This window comes from Streptomyces sp. NPDC056128 (assembly GCF_042263835.1).
Taxonomy (GTDB): domain Bacteria; phylum Actinomycetota; class Actinomycetes; order Streptomycetales; family Streptomycetaceae; genus Streptomyces.
Genome location: NZ_JBHJVQ010000002.1, coordinates 415,388 through 432,532, shown reverse-complemented (window position 1 = coordinate 432,532; position 17,145 = coordinate 415,388). Strand labels below are relative to the sequence as shown.

The window sequence follows — 17,145 nt, the reverse complement described above, 5'->3', positions numbered from 1 at the left end:
GCTCACTTGACCCGGTAGAACGTCTTGTAGTGATCACCTGAGTAGTACACTTCACCCTTCGCGCCGAAGATGAGACGTTGCGCCCCCCTGTTCACGCCACCGGTTGGCCATACATCGGATTCACGATAGTAGCCAGTTCGCCTCTTGGGCAGCAAGCCAGCGTCATTGGTGAACACGCCTCGCTGGAAACCCTTCCTCCCGCCCTTCACTACGCCGGGCGGCGTTTTTCCAGTCTTCTCCCAGTAGTTGATTACCTTATTGACCTGAGCGCCAATCGGCGAGAGGCAGCGGTCCGAGTTATGTACGAGAACCGGGGTTTCACCTGCTAGCACGTAATACGTGTGCAAGTCATCCACGGTCAGATTGTAGGTAACCGCATGGTCACTAAAGGCTTGATTGCCTGTGACGATCACAGTGCGATTGTCGTCGGTAAGCAGCGTCAGGCCCGGCTTGAGATTAGCGGCCGCGATCCATCGCTGCTCCGAAGGAGACCAGAACGGGTGTTCGTGCGTAGCAGTCAGCTTCTCTATACCGTCGCCGGTAGCGATGGCCAACTCATTGAATTGCTTGTCATCCTCTGTGCGAATCAGATGGGCTACTTCTCTGGCTCCCTCTTCGCCGGTCTCTGGGTCCTTCGCCAGCACATCGTCACCCAACTGCACATCTTCAATATCCTTGGCAGTGCCATCGGCCATAAGGACATCAGTCCCAGCTAGAAAGCATTTACAGCCTCCCGCACGCGACGCTGCACCTTTTCCGGCAGCGCGGTAGGCTTCGCCGGCTGCCCGACCCTCCGCGTAGGCCCGCCCAAGATCTTCCATGAAACCCCGTCTATTCAGGGGCATCGATTCGATATCGTTTGCAGTCACCATCTTGGCGCAGTCAAAGATGAGACAGGCACCGAAATTGTCGATTACTTCTTCATCGATCCCGTAGAGCCACATCATCCACTTCGTGTCGTACACAGCCCCGTCAAGAGCGCCCTGATATTTCATCCTTGCTTGACGGAATTCTTCTCGGCTGACCGTGCGCGAGTTTCGAACGTACGCAGCGTCACTTTCTGCGAGGCCTACCGTTGTAAAGTAGGCCAGGGTCGATGCGGTATCCAGTTCCTCCTGGTACGTCGGCTTAGAGTAATCGACTGCTTCATTCGGTCGCCCATTGCCACGTGATCCATCAGGCCGCTTCGGGCATGGAGTGTCGAAACCCTTTCCGCATGCGAGACCCATTCCACTGGGATCAGAGAAGGTAAGAGGGTTCTGGGCCGCATAGCTGTAACCGTTCAACGTCTTGGAATTGTCGGTTTCCAGCAGTGCATCGACGCTGATGAACTGGCCAATGCCGGGATCGTATTCGCGGGCGTCGATGTGGGTGAGGCCGGTGGCGGCATCTCGGGTCTTGCCAAGGAATCCCTTGTCGTCGGGCCAGGGGCCGTACAGGGTTTTGCCACGCTCTTCGCCGAAGGGGGTGGTGTAGCGCTTGGTGAAGGCCTGGGTGCTGTCTCGGTTGATGGCGAGGCTGGCGGTGCCGTGGTGGTCGCTGACGAGGTAGGTGACCTTGGTGGTGCCTGTCTGGTTGGAGCGCATGGCGGCGGTGATGCCGCCGGCGGCGTAGTAGCGCTGGGCCCAGGTGGTGCCGTCGGCGCGGAGGTGGAGTTCGGTGGCGCCGGCATACAGGACGCGTTCGCCGTTCTCGGTGGTGCGGATGAGGAGGGTGCCGTCGGCGCCGTAGAGGTAGTCGGTTGACTGGTCGTCTTCGGTGAGGCGGGTGAGCTTGCCTTCTTCCGACCAGGTCAGGTTCTGGGTGGTGTTGTCGGTGGTCCCGGGACGTTGGGTGGTGTTACCAGTGGTGTCGTAGGTGTAGGTACGGTCGGGACTGGTGCAGTCGGTGCTGGTGGTGGTGCCGGTCAGGGTGTGGGGCTGGTCCTTGTTGGTGTAGCAGTAGGTGGTTTTGGTGGTGTCGGTGCTGGTGTGTTCGGTTTCGGTGGTGCGCTGGCCGGCGGCGTTGTAGGAGTAGCTGGTCCAGTAGGGAGCCGGGCCCGACAGCGTCGTGGTGCTGGGGGCGTCGGTGCACTCCTGCGAGGAGGGGGTCCAGGCTTCGGTGAGGCGCTGGTGGGCGTCGTAGGTGAAGCACTGGGTGTCGGCTGTGCTGGTGCCGCCGAGGGTGGTGTTGTCGCGGATCTGAGTGATGTTGCCGGTCTGGTCGTAGGTGTAGGTGAGGTCCTGCGGCCGGTAGGAGTGGGTCTGGTCCTGCACGTAGCTCTGGGTAAGGCGGCCGGTGCCCGCCTCGAAGGTGTTGGCGATATAGGCGCTGTCGTCACCGGTTCCCAGGGTCAGCGTTTGCGGCTGGGCGAGGGCTGAGTAGTCGACATCGGTGACGTAGCTGCCGATGGCGGTCAGGTTGCCCAGGCCGTCGTGCTTGTAGTCGGTGTCCTCGTCGGGCAGGCCACCGAGAGCGGGTTCCCTGGTCCGCTGGATCTGGCCGGGAATGTTGTAGGCCGTCTCGGCCTTGAGCGTGGCGGGCTGGCCTGCTTCGACGAACGGATCGTCGGCCGGTAGGCGCAGTTCGGTGTGGATGGCGCGGCCCATAGTGTCGTAGGCGGTGACGGCCTGGGTGTAGGCGGCGCCGTTCTTGCCGCCGATGTAGCGGGTGGAGTCGGTGGGCTGGCCCTTGAGGAGGGTGTCGTAGGTGTGGGCGGTGAGCTGGTTCGCGTCGGTCTTCGATCCGACCCAGGTCCCGGTGGGACGGCCGAGTTCGTCGTAGGCGCTCAGGATCGCCTTGCCACGGGAGTCGGTGGTCTTGATGACCTGGTCGAGCGCGTTGTACTGGGTGGTTGCCTTGCCCTTGTCGGGGTCGTCCGTTCTGGTCTGGCGGCCGAACAGGTCGTAGCCGTAGGACCAGGTGGTCTTGTCCGGGCCGGTGATGGTCGTCTGCCGACCGTCGAGGGCGTAGGCGAAGGCGGTGGAGGTGTAGTTGGTGCCGGGTCCGGTGCCGAAGTCGGCGTCCGCGGGGGTTTCCCCGGCGTAGGCGCGGGTTTCGGTGGTGCGGCCGCGGATGTCGGTGACGGTGCGCTGGGCGGAGCCGCCGTCGAGGGCGGTGGTGGCGGTGGAGTCGCCGGTGTAGCTGGTGGTGGTCGCCCACTTCTTGACGCCGTTGACGTACAGCGTGTTGGTGGTGGGGCGGCCGGCGCCGTCGAAGACGGTTTCCGTCTGCTGGGGTGCGCGGCCGTATTCGGCGCGCGTGTAGGTGCCGTTGGGGGTGCTGGTGCTGTCGAAGATGTCGGCGTACGTCTCGTAGGCGAGGCCGCGGGTGTCGTAGCGGGTGTCGGTCAGCAGCCGCCCGCCCTCGGGGGTCGGCGTCTGCGACTGCAGGGGACGGAGGAGGGAGTCGTAGAGCGCGTAGCTCGTGTTGTAGGTGTCGGCTGCATTGGTCAGCGTGGAGGTGGAGACCCAGGACGGCTTGGTCTTCTCGAGGTGGTATTCGAACTTCGCGTTGGGAGACTGGTTGGCGGGGTCCCGGTTGGGGAGCCAGACCGTGGTCAGGCGGCCCAGGGCGTCGTAGCTCTGCTCTGTCTTCTTGGAGTTGATGTCGTAGCTGCGCACAGCCTGGCCGCGGCGCGGGTCGAGGAAACTGACCGAGCGGTACCCCTTGGGATCGGTCGTCAGTGTTCTGGTCAGCGGGCCGGCATCGGCGGGCGTGTAGGCGGTGGAGGTGGTACGGCCTTCGGTGTCGGTGACGGCGAGGGGGCGTCCGAGCGTGTCGTAGGTGGTGGTGGTGACGGTCTGCCAGTCGGACGGCAGGCGTTGTCCGTCGCTCGCAGCACTGGGCGTGTAGCCGGTGGGGCGGCCGGTCCAGGTGGCCTGTCCCTTGGTGGGTTTCTGGGTGGCCGACCAGGTCGTGGCGTCGGTCTTGTCGTAGACGACTGCGCTATCGGCCAGGATGTCGCCGGAGGTGGTGCTGGTGGTGGGCAGGTTCAGGCTGGTGTCGGTGATTGAGCACTGCTTGGCGACGGTGCGGGTGCGGGAGACCAGGCTGGTGATGCCGGCGTCGGGGTTGCGGGCGTACCAGGTGCGGGTGCAGGTTTCGTCGCCGCCCAGGCCGGCCTGGCCCCAGTCGTCGGCGGCGTAGACCATGCCGAGGTCGTCGTATTTCTGGCCGGTGGTGTGGGTGCGCCAGGTCTTGGAGCCGGTGAGGTAGGTGCTGGTGTAGGTCGAGGAGTTTCGGACCCACAGGGCGGTGTGGTCGGCGGCGTCCGGGACGGTCTGGGTGGCGGTGTTCTTGTACGTGTAGTTGTGCAGGACGCTGCTGATGGGCTGGCTGCCGTTGTAGGTGACCTGCTGGCGCAGGCTTCCCTTCCAGCGGTCGCTGTCGTACGGGGCGGAGAAGTCGACGTCCGTGTCGAGCAGCGGGGGCACGGTGACGGATTTGGTGGTTCCGTCCTTCTTCTTGTCGCCGTGCATGCCCTGCAGGTAGAGCGAGACGGTCTTGGAACGCGTACCGCCGGCAGCGCCGGTGTAGGAGGTGACCTGGCGGTAGCCGCGCCAGTCGGACCAGGTCCGCTCGTCCTTGGGGGTGAAGGGGTCGTCGTTGTGGTGCCAGGCGGCACCACTGTAGGAGTAGGCGTATTCCACGGCCGGGTTGGCGGCTGCGGGGTCGTGCACACCGACGGCCGTGACGCGGTATTTGTGGAACCAGTCGATCGACGCGTCCTCGGACCCGTTGATGTTCCAGTACTGCGGGTAGCAGGAGCGCGTGTTGGTGTCCGGTGCAGCGCCCAGGACCTCACTGCGCTTGCACTCCGGCAACGTCAGGGTCACTTCGGTGATCGCGCCCGCCTCGGAGGTGACGGTGGAGATGCGCGGGCGAGTCAGGGGGAGGATGTCGTCGGTGGCGTCGACCCGGTTGGGCCGCATCTGGTAGGTGAACGTGACCGGGTCGACCTTGATGGCCCTGTCGCCGGCCTTCGCGGTGCGCTGGAGCGACGTCAGAGTCAGGACCTGGTCGGAACTGTCACCGATGTCACCACCGTCCAGGTACTCCTCGGTCAGCGTCCAGGAGTCCACCGGGTCGTACGCGCTGCTGGGGGCGTTGTAGGAGAAGGTATCGATGCCAGTCAGCCGCTTGCGGGTGAAGAAGGACGGGCCGGCCGCGTCGCATTCGTCGTCGTTCTTGGAGCAGATCGCGTCAAACGGGACGTCGGGCCAGTTCTCCGCGGTGTCCTTGGTGAGCTTGTCGCTCTCACACTCGGCTACGGAGACGGTGCAGCGTTCCGCGTAGGTGAAGGTGACCTTGGCGTCGGCCTTGTCAGTGAACAGGGCGTCCTTGCGCAGGCCGTACTCAATGCGGTTCAGGTAGCCGCCGCGGTTGTAGGGTTCGCTGGCGTTGGTGGCCTTGTTCTTCTTGTAGTGGTTCGACTCCGCGGTGTACCAGTACGTGGACGCGTTGCCACGGGTGTCCTCGACGTAGTCGAGATTCCAGCGCCACGCCTGGGTCAGCGCACGGTCGGCGAAGGCGTCGCCGCCACTGTAGCCGGGTTCGCCGGAGTCGTCACCGAAGACCGGGACGTTCCAGGTCGAGTTCGTACGCTGGGTGCCGGCGCCGTCGAGCTTGTTCTTGCCGAAGACGTACTTGGTGCCGTCACCGGTGGTGACGGTCCAGTACTCGCCGTTGTCGTCGTCGTTGTCGGCGCCGGTGGAGCGGGTCACCGTGGAGGCGTCGTCGTTCTCCAGGTGCCACTTGCCGCTGGTGTTGTCCTTGATCAGGCGGGTCGACTTGCCGTTCAGGACCAGGCTTGCGTTGTCGTACTTCCAGCACTGGTCGAAGACGTCGTCATGGCCGTCGTCGTCACAGGAGCCGTAGGTGCGGGTGATGTAGGACTCGGTGAGGGTGAAGCCCTCGCCCACCGTCGTGGTCTGGTTGTTCGTCGTCGCGGTGCGGCCGTCAACGCTTCCGGAGTCGTAGGACAGGGACAGGAGTGGTACCGGTCCGGCCGCGGCGGGGGGCATGGTGAAGTCGTGCGACCAGGTGAAGGAGCCGGAGCTGCCGCCGCCCTGCCAGGACGAGGACTCGGACAGCTTCGTCGCCGAATAGTCGCCCGTGCCCTTGGGTGACTGACCGGTACCTGTGGAGGCGGCGGTGACCGCCAGGACTGTCGCGCTGGATGCGGCGCTGCCTGCCTCGCCCGTGAGCTGCGCGGACGGGCCTCCCTGTGGCGACTGTGTCAGGCTGACCTGCGCTGAGACGGTCTGGTTCTTGAGGTCGTTGTCCGACGGCAGCGGCGTCTGCTTGCGGCACTCTGCCTTGTGCGGAGTCGTCAGGGCACAGGCAGGAAGCTGCACGATCCGCAGGCGCTGAGACCAGCCGCCGCCGATCGCCGAAGCAAACGCGGAATAGTCGACACTCATCTGTGCCGTGCCCGGGTTCTCTGCCGCGGCCGTCAGGAGAATACCGGTCACGTCCGCTCGGCGCGCTTCCTTCTGGTCCAGAACGGTGATCTGCGCATCGCCGGCCGCCGCCCCAGCAGAAGCCGAGGAACGTTGCTTGGTGGGGACTTCCGGTATCAGCACGACGGGGACACCGGCCGGTGCGGCCGCACGCCGTGTATCGGGCTTGAGGGCAAAGGTCGCTGTGCCGTGGTCTGGCCAGTCGGCCTTCCGCTCCCCGGCGGCCTGTTTGACCTGTGCGGCGTTGGCCTTGCGCTCCTTGGCGACCTTGGCGCGGGCCTTCTTCGCGCCCGGCCCGTCGAATGCCTCGACCTTGGTCGACGGGACCTTGGGTGTGTCAGGACGCCCCAGACCGCCCGTCTCCACGGCCTGCGCCACCTGCGCCAAGCCAGTTGGCACGACGAGTGCCAGAGCCAGCGACTGCGCCAGCAGCCGGCCCGTGCGGCATGGTGTTCTGTCGCCACGCCGCCATGAGGTGCCTATGCCAAAGACCATCGTTGTCCGCCCCACCCGATTCCGAGTCCAAGAAATCCCGCACGCTGATCGCAGCCCGCTGACGAGTCCGCCGCGTTGTCCTCCGGTGCGGACACCCGTATTTGGTTGTCCGCACCTCACGTCCCGTCAGTCGCCCACGGTCTCGTCGATCTGCTCCGAGGTGGTCATCGCGCCGGCCCACACGCGTGCCTCGGCGACGTCGGCGGGCAGGAAGTGCTGCCAGGTGTCCTTGCTGAAGCCCTTGCCGAGGACGAAGTCTCCCGAGCCGACCTTCGCCGTGAAGGCTTGCGGGCCCCCGTTGAGGTTGCGGCTCAGGTATAGGCTGATCGTCCCAGCCTGGGCGTCGAAGACGCCGGTCAGGCGGACCATGCCGTCCATCACGGCTTCCTCGGTGGAGGCAACCGCGCTGAACGTGCCGTCCGCGTTCAGCCGGCCAAGACGCCAGTAGCCCGTCGGTACGGTCTTTTCCACCATCTCTTCTTCGTCCCAGACGGTCTTCTCCTTGCCCCGCTCGAACCAGATACCCCAGGCCGAACCATCCGCCGTACGCTGCCCGAGGACCTGCCCGGTGTAGCCGACCGGCTTGGCCAGGAGCTTGTCCGAGTCGAGCGCCGCCAGCGTGGTGACCGTGAACGATCCCGTGTCGTCGACCACCGGCCCCGACGCGACGGCCGCGTCGTCCGTGCCGTCGAAGACGATCGCCTCACCGTCCGACTTGGCACCGCCGGTCAGGGACAGCGACCGGCCGTATCCGGAGTTGGTGTCCTGGACGAGGGTGCCGCTGCCGCGGTCGGCCTTCCAGTCGGCGACCAGCTCCACCGCCGCGTGGTCCGGGGAGTTCATCAGCCTGGCCTCGTCGGCGACGAGATCGCCAGTCAGGGCCTGCTGCCAGACGTTGACTTCGTCGATCGAGCCGGCGAAGTAGTCGGTGTAGGCGTCGCGCCACAGCACGCGGCCGATCTGCAGACCGCCCTCTGCCGCCCAGGCCGCGGACACGGTGTCACTGCCCTGCAGACGGCCGTTCACGTACAGGCTGATCTGCTTCTTGCCCGAGTCGTACACCGCGGCGAGATGCGTCCAGACGCCTCGGGCGGCAGGCTGAGTCGCCGTCACTTTCTGCTCAGTGATGTTGCCGTCGGTGGCGTCCTTGGGTGACGTGCTCAGCGTCCACGTCTTGTCCGCCTCCCGGTAGGTCAGGTAGAAGCCGCTGTAGAAGCCGCCGTCCTGCCCCAGGACCGTCTGGTTGCGCGCCACGCCCGGCGTGAGCATGGCCCAGGCCGAGACCGTGTACGAAGCCCGGGTATCGACCACTGCTGTGCTGGTGGCCGCGTAGTCGGTGGTTCCCTTCAGGGCCAGGCCCCTGTCCGTGACCGGCGTCTCGAGGGCGTTGCCCTCGGTGTCGTGGGTGATCATGCCGCGGCGGCCGCGGTCGTCCCGTGCCGCCTCCTTGCCGTAGAGGCTCGCGTCGTCGCGGCCGTCGACGGTGGCGGAGTCGACTGCCGCTCCGGACTGCTCGTCGAAGTGGTACTGGCCGACCGGGGCGTCGCCCGAGTCCACGAGGAAGTCGGTCACGGACTGCCCGCCCCAGCCGAGGCTGTCCTTGGCCCGCACGTACACGCGGTACAAGCCCCCGCGCCCGGGTGTGACCTTCGCTGTGGCCGTGGTGCCCTTGAGCTCGGCCGACCATGCGGCGTCGGAGGACAGCTTGTACTGGTAGGCACTGTTGGCGTCCCCAGTGGCGGGCTTGAACGTCAACGACGCCGTCACACCCGGTCCGCCACCGGCCACGCAGGCAGCGCTGGTGCACTCGGTGTACGGGACGGAGAGGGTGACCTGCGGCGGCTTCGGCGGCAGGGAGTCGACACGGAAGTAGCAGTAGCCGTCGGAGGCGGCGCTGCTCAGGGAGCTGGAGCCGTAGTACGACCAGGTCCAGGCGTGATACCGGTACAGCTTGCCGTCCGCCAGCTTCGACCAGGTCAACGACAGGGCACGTCCGTCGCCGACATAGCCGGTGGACGGACTCAGCGAACCGTTGCCCGGACTGACATCCGTCCAGGTCTTGTCGGCGTTCTGCACGTCGACGTCGAAGTAGACCCGCAGCTGCGCGTCCTTCTCCCCGCCCGACTTCGTCTGCGCGGTCGCCTTCAGCAGCGGTGTGGGGTCGGACATGATCGCCGGGTCGCTCGCACTGCGTTCACAGACCGGTGCCGTGCTGGTCCCGCCGCCCTGCAAACCGACACCGGTCGGCTTGTCCGGCAGCCCCACGAAGTCCACCGCGAGGACCGCGTCATTCTTGAACCGCTTCCACGCGGCGGTGTCCGACTCGTTGTTCGCGCGCAGCTCCAGTGTCAGCCGGGAGAACCTGCCGGCCGCGAAGTCCCGCACGGTCGGGGTGAGATTCTCGTTCGACTCCTCCGGGTTGTCGTTGAACTCGATCGGCGCGTCCGGCGAGTTGGGGTCACAGGCCGAGCCACGCCCGGCGGACACCCACCGGTCGACCATCCAGTCCAGCTCTTTCGGCCGCGAGGACCACGTGGTCGCCGACGAGATGTTGTTCGTACGCACCAGGTCCACCAGACGCGGATCACACTGGAAGGCCCACGGCTCCGTCACCCGGAAGGTCGCATCCAGAACCTGCTTGCCCTTCAGGCTGGCCGGGGAGAACTCGAAGTAGAGACGCTGCACGTAGCCCGGACCGCAGTAGTAGCCGCTCCAGGACCCGCACTTGCCCACCCCCTTGCCCTGGCCGTCGTCGCCGTTGCCCCACCCGTAGGACTCGTAGCCGTCGCTGCGCAGCAGCGTGCGCTCCGACTCGCCCCACGTCACGGTCGGATCGATGAACAGCGGAAACGCCGACTCCTCGGTGGAAGTCAACATCTCCGCGTCCGGAACCACCGCCAGCGAACCAGCACCGACCTCGACATCCATCCGCGCCACCGTGTCACCCTGGCCAGGCTCCACACCGCCACCGGAGGGAGCCGCCTCGGACGGGTCCGCGGGATCGTCCGCCGGGGTGGCATCCGCGGTCACCAACTGGGGCTGGGCACCGCCGGCAGCGTCCTGTCCAGCCGAGTCCCACATCCTCGCCGGTGGCGCCCTGAACACCGTATTGCCGTTGCCGTCGACCGCGGCCAGGTTGCCGGCCGCGCCCTCACGGACGGTGAGATGGCTGGTCTGGAGACCGAAGGTGAGCCGCTTCAGCTCTTCGCCGGCCGCGGCTTCAGGGTTCTTCACCACGAAGACGGGCTGGAAGCTCTCCGGGGTGACAGTGACCTGCAGGTCGACACCCGGCAGAACCTCCGGATAGACGGCCTTCGAGCCGTCCAGCCGCGGAGCGGGCAACGCACCCGGCCAGTCCAGGGTCAGGGACCGGCCCTCGTCCTCGATCTGCGCGAGCGGGCCGATGTCACCGCCGCCGGAGAACGCCATCTGCGCAGCGGCACCCTTCGGGCCCACCGTGCCGTCCGGCCTCTTCTCCAGCGTCGCGTCAGGCGCCTTCCAGCCCCCGCCAGAGGCCTGCACCCGTACCGGGACCGCCGACTCCTCCAGCGTGAACGTGTAACCGTCCGGATTGGCGAACACTGTCGTCCGCTCCGTACGCTCCCCGGTCACCTCGACCCGCTGACCAGACTCCTGTGCTGCCTCAAGGGCCTTCTGCCCCTCCGACAACGGCGCGGCAGGCAGGTCATTCCCGGCCGCCAAAGCCACCGGCCCGGGCACCAGTGAGGCCGCCAACGCGACACAAGCCACGGCAGCCAGGCCAGCTCCCCTGCCCCTGCCAGGCACACGACCGGCTCCCGCCGGTCTATTGCTCCGTCGGAAGAGAGCAAGGCTCCCGCCCTGCAACCGAGTCCACATCCCCGTCACACCCCGCCCACAAGATTTTCAAAAGTAGCCGGAAGTAACTAACGCCCCAACAGAACGCCAGGTCAACAGGAAGGAAACGGACAACATGCGCCAAGTTCCAGAAGGCCATGTGAGGAACTCGACGTTTAAGCAGGGTTGCGCGGAAGATGATCACACTTCTGCATCATTCGCGGCATACGCCGACCTGGCTCTGACCATCGATGAGATCCCGGACGGCCCGGCCAGCCCCGTCCTGCACATCGGCGCCGACCGTCGTCGCGATGAGCTCGTCCGGCTCGACGTCCAGCCCCGCGACCAGATCGTCGAGACCGGCGGACTAGTCGGCTGCAACGCCACGCTGCTTCCCCAACTCACCGCATGAAACGCCACGGACTGATCGGAGCACCGGAGAACGCCCCTTCCGACGGAATGCTGGCCGCCGCAGGCCCGTGCGACGTGCCCTCGACATAGTGGAACCAGCTCCGCGAGGGCGAGCTCCTCGTCCTCACCGCCTAGGCCAGCCACTGCTCATACGCCAGATTCGCCACCAACGCGAACACCACCGTCAGCAACACCACCCGCACAAAGCCACTGCCCCTCTTCAGCGCCGTATGCGCGCCGAACATGCCGCCCGCCAGGTTGAAGACCGCCATGAGCGCGGCCAGTTGCCACAGGACCGCTCCCTGCCAGGCGAAGGTCGCGAGGGCGCCCGCGTTGGTGCAGCAGTTGACGATCTTGGCGGTGGCCGAGGCGGTGACCAGGTCCAGGTGGAGCAGGGCGGTGAGGGCCAGGACCAGGAACGTGCCCGTGCCGGGGCCGACGAGGCCGTCGTAGAAGCCGATGCCGACGCCCGCGAGGCCGATCGCGGCGAGGATCTGGCGGCGGGTGGCCGGGCCGGTCGCGGGGGCGGTGCCGAAGGCCGGGCGGAAGATCACGAAGGCGGCGACCGCGAGCAGCACCACCATGATGACCGGCTTCAGCACCTCCGTGCTCATCCCGGCCGCGAAGAAGGCCCCGCCGGAGGAGCCGGCCAGCGCCGCCAGTCCGATGCGGATGGCCATACGGACGTCCACCGGGGCCTTGCGGGCGTACGTCACCGCCGCGCCCGTGGTGCCGACGATGGCGACCGCCTTGTTGGTGCCCAGCGCGTGCGCGGCGGGGGTGCCGGAGGGCAGGCCGAGCAGCAGGGCCGGCAGGAGCAGGAGGCCGCCGCCGCCGACCACGGCGTCGATCCAGCCGGCCGCGAGGGCGGCCAGGCAGAGCAGAACGACCGTGGTCAGCGATATGTCGGGCATGATCGCGACCCTATGGACGGATCGATGTGCCGTCCATCGAGATGAGCGTCTTCTGAGGTTCGCCGATCACCCCGGGTCGGTCGCCCGCACGCCCTCACACCCACCCCCCGCACCCGCTGAGGGCAGCGTTCCCCGCGGGAAACAGACGCGATGCGACCGGGTAACACCGGCACCGCACGCTCAATGCCATGACCTCGAATCAGCGTGTGGTGGTGATCGGCGCCGGACTCGCGGGCGTGACGCTCGCCCGGCTCCTCGGTGAGCTGGGCACGCCCGCGCTGCTGGTCGGCGACGAGGAGCACCGCCCGTACAACCGGGTGCTGCTCGCCGACGTGCTGGCCGGACGGTACGGGCCGGACGTGATCACCCTGCCGGCGCCCGCCGGGCTGCTGCGCGGCCGGGTCACCGGCATCGACCGGGCCGGGCGGACCGTGCGGTGCGCCGACGGGTCGGTGATCGCGTACGACACGCTGGTCCTGGCCACCGGCTCCAACGCCGTGCTGCCGCCGCTGCGCGGCCTGTTCACCCCGGACCGCGCGCTGCCCGAGGGCGTGCACGCGTTCCGGACGATGGACGACTGCCTGGGGCTGTCGAAGTCGGTGCGGGCGGGGGTGCGGGCGGTCGTCATCGGGGGCGGACTGCTCGGGGTCTCCGCGGCCCGCGCGCTGGCCGTGCGCGGTGCCCAGGTCGTCCTCGCCCAGCAGTCCGAGCGGCTCATGGAACGCCAGCTCGACCCGGCGGCCTCCGTGCTCGTGCGGCGGCATCTGGAGGACCTCGGCGTCGAGGTGCACACCGAGTGCCGGGTGCGCGACGTGCGCAGCGTCGGTGGGGCGGTGCGGTCGGTGGAGATGGCCGACGGGTACGCCCTCGGCGCCGATCTCGTGGTGCTCGCCTGCGGGGTCCGGCCCCGCGTCGGCCTCGCGCAGGAGGCGGGCCTCGACGTCGGCAAGGGCGTCCTCGTCGACGACGAGCTGCGCACCTCCGACCCGCACATCCGCGCCGTCGGCGACTGCGCCCAGCACGACGGGCGCGTGTACGGGCTGGCCGCGCCCGCCCTCGAACAGGCCGGCGCGCTGGCCGAACTGCTCGCCGGGAACGGCACCGCCCGCTACACCGGCACCCGCTCCCTGACCCGGCTCACCCTCACCGGGCCGGACAGCCCCTTCGGCGGGCCGGACGGCTCCTTCGACCTCGCCGCGTTCGGCGAGACCGACCCCCTCCCCGGCGACGACGTCGTGCAGCTCGCCGACGCCACCCGGGGCACGTACCGCAAGGTCGTCGTCCGCGACGACCGGCTGGTCGGCGGGGTCCTGGTCGGCGAACTCGGCACCGTCGGCGCGCTCGCGCGCGCCTGGGAGGGAGCAGAGCCGCTCCCCTCCGACGGCGGCCCCCTGCTCCACCTGCTCACCCATGACGGAGGCTCCTGATGACCGCCACCCCGGGGCACACCCCGACGATCGTGCTTGTCGGCCACGGCATGGTCGGCCAGCGCTTCCTGGAAGCACTCGCCGAACGCGGCCTGACCGCCACGCACCGCGTGGTCGTGCTGTGCGAGGAGCCGCGCCCCGCCTACGACCGCGTCCAGCTCACCTCGTACTTCTCGGGCAAGACCCCCGAGGACCTGTCGATGACCGACCTCGCCTTCATCGAGGAGCACGGCATCGAACTGCGCGTCGGTGACGCGGCGGAGACGATCGACCGGGACGCGCGGAAGGTGACGGCCCGGTCGGGGCTGGTCGTCAAGTACGACGTCCTCGTCCTGGCGACCGGCTCCTACCCGTTCGTCCCGCCGGTCCCCGGCAAGGATGCCGAGGGCTGCTTCGTCTACCGGACGATCGAGGACCTGCTCGCCATCGAGGAGTACGCCAGGACCGCCACGACCGGCGCGGTGGTCGGCGGCGGCCTCCTCGGCCTGGAGGCGGCCGGTGCGCTGAAGGGTCTCGGACTCACCTCGCACATCGTGGAGTTCGCGCCCCGCCTGATGCCGGTTCAGGTCGACGAGGGCGGCGGCACGGCGCTGCTGCGCACCATCGAGGGCATGGGCCTGTCCGTCCACACGGGGGTCGGCACGCAGGAGATCCTGACGGATGCCGAGGGCGCCGTCACCGGCATGAAGCTGTCCGACGGCTCCGAACTCGCCACCGACCTGGTGGTGTTCAGCGCCGGCGTCCGCCCCCGCGACCAGCTCGCCCGGGACTGCGGTCTCGCGGTCGGCGAGCGCGGCGGCATCAGCGTCGACGAGCGGTGCCGCACGGTCACCGACGAGCACGTGTTCGCGATCGGCGAGTGCGCGCTGGCGTCCGACGGGCGGGTGTACGGGCTGGTGGCGCCCGGTTACGAGCAGGCCGAGACCGTCGCCGCGACGATCGCGGCCCAGGAGGCGTCCTTCACCGGCGCCGACCTGTCCACCAAGCTGAAGCTGCTCGGCGTGGACGTGGCGTCCTTCGGCGACGCGCACGGCACCGCCGAGGACTGTCTGGACGTCGTCTACTCCGACTCCCGCGCGGGGCTGTACAAGAAGCTGGTCGTCGGCCGCGACGGCACGCTGCTCGGCGGCATCCTGGTCGGCGACGCGGAGGCGTACGGCACGCTGCGCGCCTTCACCGGCTCGGTCCCGCCGGTCTCCCCCGAGTCGCTGGTCCTGCCCGCCGGTGCCGGGGCCCCGGCCCAGCTGGGCCCGTCCGCGCTCCCCGACGACGCGGTGATCTGCTCCTGCCACAACGTCACCAAGGGCAGCATCCGCGGCGCGGTCACCGACCACCAGTGCACGACCGTGCCCGAGGTGAAGAAGTGCACCAAGGCCGGGACCGGCTGCGGCTCCTGCGTCAAGGTGCTCGGCCAGCTGGTCACCGCCGAGCTGGAGGCGAGCGGCGTCGAGGTCGACAAGGGCCTGTGCGGCTGCTTCGCGCAGACCCGCGAGGAGCTGTACGAGATCGTCCTCGCCCTGCGGGTCACCTCCTACCGGGAGCTGCTGGACCGGCACGGCCGTGAGGGCGCGCGGGGCGGCGACGGCTGCGAGGTCTGCAAGCCGGCGGTCGGCTCGATCATCGCCTCGCTGGCCCCGGCGATCGGCGCGAGCGGCTACGTCCTGGAGGGCGAGCAGGCCGCGCTCCAGGACACCAACGACCACTTCCTGGCCAACCTCCAGAAGAACGGCTCGTACTCCGTCGTCCCGCGCATCCCCGGCGGCGAGATCGCCCCGGAGAAGCTGATCGTCATCGGCGAGATCGCCCGGGACTTCGGGCTCTACACGAAGATCACCGGCGGCCAGCGCATCGACATGTTCGGCGCCCGCGTCGAGCAGCTGCCGGTGATCTGGGCGCGGCTGGTGGACGCCGGCTTCGAGTCCGGGCACGCGTACGGGAAGTCGCTGCGCACCGTGAAGTCCTGCGTGGGGCAGACCTGGTGCCGGTACGGCGTCCAGGACTCGGTGCGGATGGCGATCGACCTGGAGCTGCGCTACCGGGGGCTGCGCTCCCCGCACAAGCTGAAGTCGGCGGTCTCCGGGTGCGCCCGCGAGTGCGCCGAGGCCCAGTCCAAGGACTTCGGCGTGATCGCCACCTCCAACGGCTGGAACCTCTACGTCGGCGGCAACGGCGGCGCCACCCCGCGCCACGCGGACCTGCTGGCGCAGGACCTCTCGGACGCCGAACTGGTCCGCCTCATCGACCGGTTCCTGATGTTCTACATCCGCACCGCCGACAAGCTGGAGCGCACCTCCACCTGGCTGGAGCGGATCCCGGGCGGCCTGGACCACGTACGGGACGTCGTCGTGCACGACTCGCTCGGCATCTGCGACGAGCTGGAGTCCCTGATGCGCGCCCACGTCTCGCACTACCGCGACGAGTGGGCCGAGACCATCAACGACCCCGAGAAGCTGGCCCGGTTCGTGTCCTTCGTGAACGCGCCCGACACCCCCGACCCGGTCGTGGGCTTCGTGCCCGAGCGCGACCAGATGAAGCCCGACCTGCCGCTGCTGAACATCGGCATGCGGCGCACCGAGGAAGACCTCCTGGAAGGAAGCACCCGGCGATGACCCTGGCACCCGAGACGACCGACCTCAAGGTCCTGCTGCGGCTGACCGACGACTGGTTCACGGCGTGCGACCTCGGCGCCCTGCTCCCCGGCCGGGGCGTGGCGGCCCTGCTGCCGGACGGCGGCCAGGTGGCCCTCTTCCGCGACCGGGAGGGCGGGCTGTACGCCATCGACAACCGGGACCCGTTCACCGGCGCCGCGGTCCTCTCCCGCGGCCTGACCGGCACCCACCAGGGCCGCCCGTTCGTCGCCTCCCCGCTGCTCAAGCAGCGCTTCGACCTCAGCACCGGGGAGTGCCTGGACGACGAGGCGGTACGGGTGGCGGTGTACGAGGTCAAGGCGGCCTGAGTTCCGTAGCTGTCTTGACCGTTCGTTACCTATCTTGACCGTTCGTTCCAGATGGATCTAGGCTGCGACGCGTGGCCAGGACCAAGGAGTTCGATCCGGACGCCGCGCTGCGGGCAGCCCTGGAGCTGTTCTGGGAGCGCGGCTACGAGGGGACGTCGATGTCCGACCTCGTGGAGCGCCTCGGCGTCGGACGCGCCAGCGTCTACGCGACCTTCGGCAACAAGCGCGAGCTGTACCTGAAAGCGCTGGCGCGGTACGAGGAGGGGCTGCTGCCGGACCTGCTGGCGGACCTGTCCCGGCCGGGCGCCGCCCTGCCGGGCGTCCGGTCCCTGGTACGGCGGTACGCCGCCGAGGCGTCCGCCGGGGAGATGCGTCTGCGCGGCTGCTTCGTCACCAACACCGCCGCCGAGCTGGCCCCGCACGACCCGGTCGCCGCGCGGCGGGTCGAGCGCAACTGGGACCAGCTGGAGACCGTGCTGCACTCGACGCTGACCCGGGCCGCGGCCCAGGGAGAACTGCCCGCCGGCCGCGATCCGCTCGCCCTCGCCCGCATGCTGCTGGTGCTGCTGCAGGGGATGCGGGTGGTGGGGAAGGCGTCGGCGGACCCGGCCAGGCTGCGGGACGCGGCGGAACAGGCACTCGCGCTGCTCGACTGAGAACCCGCGACAACACGCTCTCCGTGA

Annotated in this window: 8 protein-coding genes; 5 read left to right on the top strand and 3 right to left on the bottom strand. The window is 68.4% G+C overall.

The genetic code is table 11. From position 1 onward, the window contains the following. Positions 1-2: 2 nt before the first annotated feature. Both ACFC1X_RS05815 and ACFC1X_RS05810 read right to left on the bottom strand, forming a co-directional pair. Positions 3-6,938 (bottom strand): polymorphic toxin-type HINT domain-containing protein, encoded by a 6,936-nt coding sequence (locus ACFC1X_RS05815; RefSeq protein WP_376349080.1) that lies wholly within the window; start codon positions 6,936-6,938, stop codon positions 3-5. 126 nt (positions 6,939-7,064) lie between these two features. After that, positions 7,065-10,367: a LamG-like jellyroll fold domain-containing protein gene (locus tag ACFC1X_RS05810; RefSeq protein ID WP_376349778.1), complete on the bottom strand. Its 3,303-nt coding sequence runs from the start codon at positions 10,365-10,367 to the stop codon at positions 7,065-7,067. 523 nt (positions 10,368-10,890) lie between these two features. Here ACFC1X_RS05810 and ACFC1X_RS05805 point away from each other — a divergent pair. Next, complete coding sequence (locus ACFC1X_RS05805) at positions 10,891-11,166, top strand: hypothetical protein (RefSeq protein ID WP_376349078.1); 276 nt, start codon at positions 10,891-10,893, stop codon at positions 11,164-11,166. A gap of 130 nt (positions 11,167-11,296) precedes the next feature. Here the strand turns inward: ACFC1X_RS05805 and ACFC1X_RS05800 are convergent, their stop codons facing one another. Then, positions 11,297-12,079 carry a sulfite exporter TauE/SafE family protein gene (locus ACFC1X_RS05800; RefSeq protein WP_376349076.1) on the bottom strand — a complete coding sequence of 261 codons (783 nt, stop codon included), beginning with the start codon at positions 12,077-12,079 and terminating at the stop codon, positions 11,297-11,299. Between the two features lie 188 nt (positions 12,080-12,267). On the opposite strand from ACFC1X_RS05800, the gene ACFC1X_RS05795 reads away from it, so the two are divergent. From ACFC1X_RS05795 to ACFC1X_RS05780, 4 genes are all read left to right on the top strand, one after another. After that, complete coding sequence (locus ACFC1X_RS05795; RefSeq protein WP_376349075.1) at positions 12,268-13,506, top strand: NAD(P)/FAD-dependent oxidoreductase; 1,239 nt, start codon at positions 12,268-12,270, stop codon at positions 13,504-13,506. Next, positions 13,506-16,115 carry a nitrite reductase large subunit NirB gene (gene nirB / locus ACFC1X_RS05790; RefSeq protein ID WP_376349073.1) on the top strand — a complete coding sequence of 870 codons (2,610 nt, stop codon included), beginning with the start codon at positions 13,506-13,508 and terminating at the stop codon, positions 16,113-16,115. The genes ACFC1X_RS05795 and nirB overlap by 1 nt, the downstream gene beginning before the upstream one ends. Further along, a complete protein-coding gene (gene nirD / locus ACFC1X_RS05785; RefSeq protein ID WP_122620232.1) occupies positions 16,112-16,462 on the top strand; it encodes a nitrite reductase small subunit NirD in 351 nt (116 codons plus the stop codon). Before nirB ends, nirD begins: the two co-directional genes overlap by 4 nt. Before the next feature lie 71 nt (positions 16,463-16,533). Then, positions 16,534-17,118 carry a TetR/AcrR family transcriptional regulator gene (locus tag ACFC1X_RS05780; RefSeq protein ID WP_376349070.1) on the top strand — a complete coding sequence of 195 codons (585 nt, stop codon included), beginning with the start codon at positions 16,534-16,536 and terminating at the stop codon, positions 17,116-17,118. Positions 17,119-17,145: the final 27 nt, after the last annotated feature.